At 72.3% G+C, this 6,638-nt stretch carries 7 protein-coding genes; all 7 read left to right on the top strand.

All coding sequences use genetic code 11. The features are described from left to right. Positions 1 to 29: 29 nt before the first annotated feature. The 7 genes from CQZ88_RS05640 to hypD are packed head-to-tail and all read left to right on the top strand — an operon-like array spanning position 30 to position 6,587. Positions 30 to 287: a HypC/HybG/HupF family hydrogenase formation chaperone gene (locus tag CQZ88_RS05640; RefSeq protein ID WP_006941975.1), complete on the top strand. Its 258-nt coding sequence runs from the start codon at positions 30 to 32 to the stop codon at positions 285 to 287. Continuing rightward, positions 284 to 2,626, top strand: a complete 2,343-nt coding sequence (hypF, locus tag CQZ88_RS05635; protein ID WP_102799372.1) for a carbamoyltransferase HypF — start codon at positions 284 to 286, stop codon at positions 2,624 to 2,626. Before CQZ88_RS05640 ends, hypF begins: the two co-directional genes overlap by 4 nt. Continuing rightward, positions 2,623 to 3,378, top strand: coding sequence for a HypC/HybG/HupF family hydrogenase formation chaperone (locus tag CQZ88_RS05630; RefSeq protein ID WP_102799371.1), 756 nt, complete (start codon positions 2,623 to 2,625; stop codon positions 3,376 to 3,378). The genes hypF and CQZ88_RS05630 overlap by 4 nt, the downstream gene beginning before the upstream one ends. Continuing rightward, positions 3,375 to 4,055, top strand: coding sequence for an SIS domain-containing protein (locus CQZ88_RS05625; RefSeq protein ID WP_029547188.1), 681 nt, complete (start codon positions 3,375 to 3,377; stop codon positions 4,053 to 4,055). The genes CQZ88_RS05630 and CQZ88_RS05625 overlap by 4 nt, the downstream gene beginning before the upstream one ends. Then, positions 4,052 to 5,137, top strand: coding sequence for a hydrogenase expression/formation protein HypE (gene hypE / locus CQZ88_RS05620; RefSeq protein ID WP_102799370.1), 1,086 nt, complete (start codon positions 4,052 to 4,054; stop codon positions 5,135 to 5,137). Before CQZ88_RS05625 ends, hypE begins: the two co-directional genes overlap by 4 nt. Positions 5,138 to 5,153: 16 nt before the next feature. Further along, positions 5,154 to 5,426, top strand: coding sequence for a HypC/HybG/HupF family hydrogenase formation chaperone (locus CQZ88_RS05615; protein ID WP_006941963.1), 273 nt, complete (start codon positions 5,154 to 5,156; stop codon positions 5,424 to 5,426). 27 nt (positions 5,427 to 5,453) lie between these two features. Next, positions 5,454 to 6,587, top strand: coding sequence for a hydrogenase formation protein HypD (gene hypD, locus CQZ88_RS05610; protein WP_006941958.1), 1,134 nt, complete (start codon positions 5,454 to 5,456; stop codon positions 6,585 to 6,587). Positions 6,588 to 6,638 lie beyond the last annotated feature (51 nt).

The raw sequence follows: 6,638 nt of genomic DNA, 5'->3' as shown, positions 1-6,638 counted from the left end.
CCGCGGTCGCCGGGGACGAGGGCTGAGCGGTGTGCCTCGGCATCCCGGGACGGGTGATCCGGCGGCTCGACGGCTACGCCGGGCAGCTCGCCCTCGTCGACGTGGCCGGCGAGGAGCGCAAGGTGAACGTCGGCATGCTCGACGACCCGGACCTCGCGCCCGGCGACTGGATCGTCATCCACATGGGCTTCGCGATGGATCGGGTCGACGAGGCCGGCGCGCGGCGCGCGATGGAAGGGCTCGAACTGATGGGACGGCCCCGGGACGAACCGGGAGCGGCGCCGTGATCCCCGTGGCCGAGCGACGGCGCCTGGTGGTGCGTGGCGTGGTGCAGGGCGTCGGCTTCCGGCCGTTCGTCGCCGGGCTGGCCCGCGAGTTGCGCCTGGGCGGGTACTGCGGCAACGACGACTCCGGGGTGTTCCTCGAGATCGAGGGTGCCGCCGCGGATCTGGACGAGTTCACCCGCCGCCTGCGCGACGACGCACCGCCGCTGGCCGTGCTCGTCGACGTGGCCACCGCCCCGCGAATGCCGCGCGGCGAGGACGACTTCCGCATCGTCGAGAGTCACCACGCGGACGGGGCGCGCACCCTGGTCCCGCCGGACGTGGCGACGTGCGCCGACTGCCTGCGCGAGCTGAACGATCCCGCCGACCGGCGCTACCGGCATCCCTTCGTCAACTGCACCCACTGCGGGCCCCGCTACACCGTGATCACCGACCTGCCGTACGACCGGCCGGCGACGACCATGGCCCGGTTCCCCCTGTGCCCGAGTTGCGCCCGCGAATACACCGATCCCACGGACCGCCGCTACCACGCCCAGCCGATCTGCTGCCCGGACTGCGGGCCGCGGATCTTCGCCGTACGCGACGGCCGCCGGATCGACGGGGACGCGGAGGTGCTGGCCACGGTGCAGGCGGCGCTCGCCGCCGGGGACATCGTGGCGGTCAAGGGACTCGGCGGCTTCCATCTCGTGTGCGATGCCACGAACCCCACCGCGGTGAACCGGCTGCGGGAGCGGAAACACCGGCCGGACAAGCCGTTCGCCGTGATGGCGCCGGACGTCGCGGCCGTCGCCGCGGTGTGCCTGCTGTCCGCGGCCGAGCAGGCCGTGCTCACCGCGCCGGCCCGGCCGATCGTGTTGCTGCGGGCCCGTCCCGGCGCGGCCGTCGCCGACGCGGTCGCACCCGGACTCGACGAGCTCGGGGTGATGCTGCCGTACACGCCGCTGCACCACCTGTTGTTCGCGCCGGTGCCCGGGCACGGGAACGATGTGCCGCGGCTGCTGGTGGCGACGTCGGGAAACCTGTCCGGTGAGCCTCTCTGCTTCCGCAACGACGATGCCCTGGCCCGGCTCGGCGGCATCGCCGATCTGTTCCTGATGCACGACCGGGACATCGCGGTGCCGTGCGAGGACTCGGTGGTCGCGGTCGCCGACGGCGTGGAACTGCCGCTGCGGCGCTCCCGGGGATTTGCGCCGATGCCGGTGCTGCTCGGCGGCGCGGCGCCGGTGGTCCTCGCGGTCGGCGCCGAGGTGAAGAACACCTTCTGCCTGACCCGGCAGGACTACGCCTTCTGTTCGGCGCATCTCGGGGACATGGGCACGGTGGAGAGCCGGCGCGCCTTCGAGGCGTCGGTCGCGCAGCTGACCGCCCTGCACCGCGTCACCCCCGAGGTGGTGGTGGCCGACGCGCATCCCGGCTACGCGACCCGGGAGTGGGCCGAACGCTACTGCGAGGACCACGACGTCGAGCTGCGCGCAGTGCAACACCACCACGCGCACGTCGCGTCCCTGCTCGCCGAGCATCGCCGGCTCGGTACCCCCGTGCTGGGGATCGCGTTCGACGGCACCGGATACGGCTGCGACCGCACCGTCTGGGGCGGGGAGCTGCTGCTGGTGGGAACGGATCCCTGCGACGCCCGGCGCGCCGGGCACCTGCGGTCGTTCCCGCTGCCCGGCGGCGACGTCGCCGTGCGCACCCCGGCCCGGGTCGCGCTGGCCGTGCTGCGGGAGGCCGGCATCGAGGAGATCGAGGACCTGCCGTGCGTGAGCGCGCTCGGTGCCGCCGAACGCGCCCTGGTGGACTCGCAGCTGGCGTCGGGCGTCGGCTGCGTGCGCACCACCAGCGCCGGCCGGCTGTTCGACGCGGTGGCCTCCGTGCTGGGGGTGCGGCACCGGATCAGCTACGAGGCGCAGGCCGCGATCGAACTCGAGGTGCTGGCGCGCACCGCCACGGATGCCGCGCCGGTACATTCGTCGCTGCGGGGGGACGAGCTGGACTGGGCCGGCACGCTGGCCTGCCTCGTCGCCGGCGTCCGGCTCGGGGTCCCCGCCGCGGACCTCGCGGCGGGCTTCCACCGTGCGCTGGCATCGGCAACAGTGCGGTTGGCGGCCCGGATCGCCGATGCGGCGGAGGTACGCACCATCGGCCTGACGGGCGGCGTGTTCCAGAATCGGCTCCTGCTGGGCATGGTCCGAACTATGCTGCAGGACAGAGGGTTCGAGGTGCTGACACACAGGCGGGTGCCGCCGAACGACGGTGGCCTGTCGCTGGGGCAGGCCGCGCTCGGTGCCGCGTTCGCACGCGGCCGGGCCGTGGACCCTGCCGGGACGGGACGAGCGCGATGACATCGACACACGACACCGAGCCGATCGGCGCGGAACTCGCCGCCGACCTCGCCGCGACGGCGCTGAGCCTGGCCCGCCGGTTCCATGCCGGGGCGACCCTGTGGGTGGTGTCCCCGCAGTGGGAGCCGCACGCCCATCACGTGGCAGTCGAGTTCGTGCACCCCGTGATCATGGGTAAACGGGCGTTGCCGTCGGTGTCGCTCGTGGAGCCGGACCCGGTCGCCCAGTGCCGGGTCGCCGCCCGCCCCGGCGACGTCATCCTGGCGGTCGCCTCCGCCGATCAGCCGGCCGTGCGCGAGATCGCCCGGCGCGCACCCGCGTGGGGCACCGACACCATCTGGATCGGCTCCGGTCCGCGGCCCGCGCCCGGTGCGGCCACCCACGTGCTGTGGGTGGACTCGGACGATCCGATGGTGCCCGCCACCGGGCGGTTCGTCCTGCTGTACCACCTGCTGTGGGAACTGACGCACGTGTGCTTCGAGCATCCAGGCCTGCTCGCCGACCCGGGCTGCACCGACGAGGTGTGCGTGACCTGCAGCGACGAGGGCCGGCTCGGCGAGGTGATGTGGCCGGCCGACGACACCGGCGCCGCGCCGGTGCGGACCGCGGCCGGCCGGGAACGGGTCGACGTCTCCCTCCTCGGCGACGTCGCGCCCGGCGACCTGGTGCTGGTGCACGGCGGCATCGCCCTCACCAGACTCGACGCGCCGGAACTCGATGCTGGGGCACTCGATGAGGGGGAACGGCTGTGAGCACCGAACCGGACGGCACCGACTTCCTGTACCCGTTCATCGATGCGCAGGAGCACGACGCCACCGCCCTGTTGCGCGACCTTGCGGAATCGGCCCGCGGCAAGGCGGCCGACAGCGCGCGTCTGCAACGGGCTTCGCTGGACGAATGGGGCCAGGACCTCGTCGCGGCGGGGCAGCGCATGGCCGAGCGCTTCGCTCGCGGCGGCCGGCTCTACACCTTCGGCAACGGCGGCAGCTCCACCGACGCGGCGACCCTGGCGACGCTGTTCAGCCGGCCGGCCCGGGGACGGCCGGTGCCGGCCTGGTCGCTCGCCGCGGACCAGGCGGTGGTGACGGCGCTCGGCAACGACGTCGGATTCGAGCTGATCTTCTCGCGGCAGATCATCGCGCACGCGCACGGCGACGACGTCGCGATCGCCCTGTCCACGTCCGGCAACTCCGACGACCTGATGACGGCGCTGGCGGAGGCGCGGCGGCGGGGACTGCTCACCATCGGATTCGCGGGGCACGACGGCGGCCGGATGGCCGCCACCGACGATCTCGACTTCTGCTTCACCATCCGCTCGCAGAGCATCCACCGGATCCAGGAGAGCCACGCCCTGATCGGGTACCGGCTGTGGTCGGCCGCGCAGGAACACCTGGCGCGCGCGGAATCGGCGACGGGAGGCGGACGGTGAGCACATCGGCCGAACGCGAGGACCGGGTCCTCGAACGGATCGAGGCGTTCCGGCGGCGCCGGCCGCGCCTGCGCGACACCGTGATCTCCCTCTCGCACGGCGCCGGGGGCAAGGCGTCCGCGGCACTGGTGGATTCGGTGTTCGTCGAGGCCTTCCGTAACACCGAACTCGAGCAGCTCGGCGACGCCGCCACCGTGCGCCTCGACTCCGGGGAGAGACTGTCGTTCTCGACGGACTCGTTCGTCGTCAAGCCGCTGTCGTTTCCGGGCGGCTCGATCGGGCACCTCGCCGTGCACGGCACGGTCAACGACCTCGCCGTGTCGGGCGCGCGGCCGCGGTGGCTGTCCGCGGCGTTCGTCATCGAGGAGGGCTTCGAGATCGCGCGGCTGCGCGAGATCGTCGCCGACATGGCTGCGGCCGCCACCCGGTCCGGGGTCGAGATCGTCACCGGCGACACCAAGGTGGTGGGCCGGGGCGCCGCCGACGGTCTCTACATCAGCACCGCCGGGGTCGGCCTGGTTCCCGCCGGGCGCCGCCTCGGGGCCGACCTGGTGCGCCCCGGCGACCGCGTGCTGATCTCGGGGACGCTCGGCGACCACGGCATGGCGGTGCTGCTGGCCCGCGGCGACCTGGCGATCGAAGCGGACATCGCCTCCGACACGGCGCCGGTGCACGAGCTGGTGGCGGCCCTGCTCGCAGCCGCGCCGTCGACCCGGTGGATGCGTGACCCCACCCGCGGTGGCGTCGGTACCGTCTGCAACGAGCTGGCGCAGGCCACCGGCTTGGCGGTGGTGCTCGACGAGGCCGCGCTGCCGATCCGGCCGACGGTGACCGGGGCGTGCGACATGCTCGGCATCGAGCCGCTGTACGTCGCCAACGAGGGCAAGTTCGTCGCGGTCGTCGCCCCGGACGAGGCGGACGCCGCCCTCGCCGCACTGCGGGCGTGCCCCGGCGGCGGCGACGCCGCGGAGATCGGGGAGATCCTGGCCGAACCGGAGGGCATCGTCGCGTTGCGTACCGCGTTCGGGGGCAGCCGGATCGTGGACATGCTCGTGGGCGATCCGCTGCCCCGGATCTGCTGAGGTGAGGAGAGACGCAATGTGCCTGGGAATTCCCGGCCGGGTGGTCGACATGGTCGACCCCGCCCAGCATCTGGCGAAGGTGGACGTCAACGGCGTGCAACGCGCCATCAGCGTCCGGCTGCTCGCCGGCACCGGCCTGCAGGTCGGGGACTGGGTGCTGGTGCACGTCGGCTTTGCGATGGCCCGGATCGACGAGGACGAGGCGAAGCTGACCCTCGATCAGGTGCGGAAGATGGGCGCCGACTACGTCAACGAGATCGAAGCCTTCAACGCGTCCGAGATCGCGTGAGCACCGGATGAAAGGCGGAGCAGGATCATGAAATTCGTCGACGAGTTCCGCGACCCCGCCGCGGCGCGCGCCCTGGTGGCCTCGATCACCGACCTCGCCGCCGGGGAGGAGTTCAAGTTCATGGAGGTGTGCGGCGGCCACACCCACACCATCTACCGGCACGGCATCGAACATCTGCTGCCCGCGTCGGTGGAGCTGGTGCACGGCCCCGGCTGTCCGGTGTGCGTGATCCCCATGGGCCGCATCGACGACGCCATGTGGCTGGCCGAGCAACCGAACGTGGTGTTCACGACGTTCGGAGACATGATGCGGGTGCCCGGCTCGCGCGGGAACCTGCTCGAGGCCAAGGCCCGCGGCGCCGACGTCCGATTCGTGTATTCCCCGCTGGACGCCCTGAAGATCGCGGTGGACCACCCGGACCGGCATGTGGTGTTCTTCGCCGTCGGATTCGAGACCACCGCCCCGTCCACGGCGGTGACGCTCGTGCGGGCGAGACAGCTCGGCCTGAGCAACTTCACGGTGTTCTGCAACCACGTGACGATCGTGCCGCCGATCAAGGCGATCCTCGAGTCGCCGGATCTGCGGCTCTCGGGATTCCTCGGACCGGGGCACGTGTCGACCGTGGTGGGACTGCGTCCCTACCGCTTCGTCCCCGCCGTGTACGGAAAACCGATCGTGGTGGCCGGATTCGAGCCGCTCGACATCCTCGCCTCGGTGCACATGCTGCTGCGGCAGATCCGGGACGGCCGGTGCGAGGTGGAGAACCAGTACAGCCGGGTGGTGCGGCCCGAAGGAAACGTGCAGGCACTACGGCTGATGGCGCAGACGTTCGCGCTACGGCCGCACTTCGAGTGGCGCGGCCTCGGATTCATCTCGCAGAGCGCGCTCGGCATCCACCCCGACTACGCGGATTTCGACGCCGAGCAGCGGTTCTCGATGCCCGGCCTGCGCGTCGCCGACCCGAAGGCATGTCAGTGTGGCGAGGTGCTCAAGGGCGTCATCAAGCCGTGGGAGTGCAAGGTCTTCGGCACGGCGTGCACGCCGGAGACCCCCATCGGCACCTGCATGGTGTCACCGGAGGGGGCGTGTGCCGCCTACTACAACTTCGGCCGGCTGCACCGGGACACCGCGGCGCTGGTGGGGCAACGCGGAACGGCCTGATCCGTGGCGGTGGTGACGGAGGGGGCAGTGGTGACGGAGGGGCAGTGGTGA

The organism is Rhodococcus sp. ENV425, assembly GCF_002887785.1.
GTDB lineage: Bacteria > Actinomycetota > Actinomycetes > Mycobacteriales > Mycobacteriaceae > Rhodococcus > Rhodococcus aetherivorans.
Note: the sequence above shows the minus strand (reverse complement) of the source record. Positions and strands in the feature narration are given on the sequence as shown.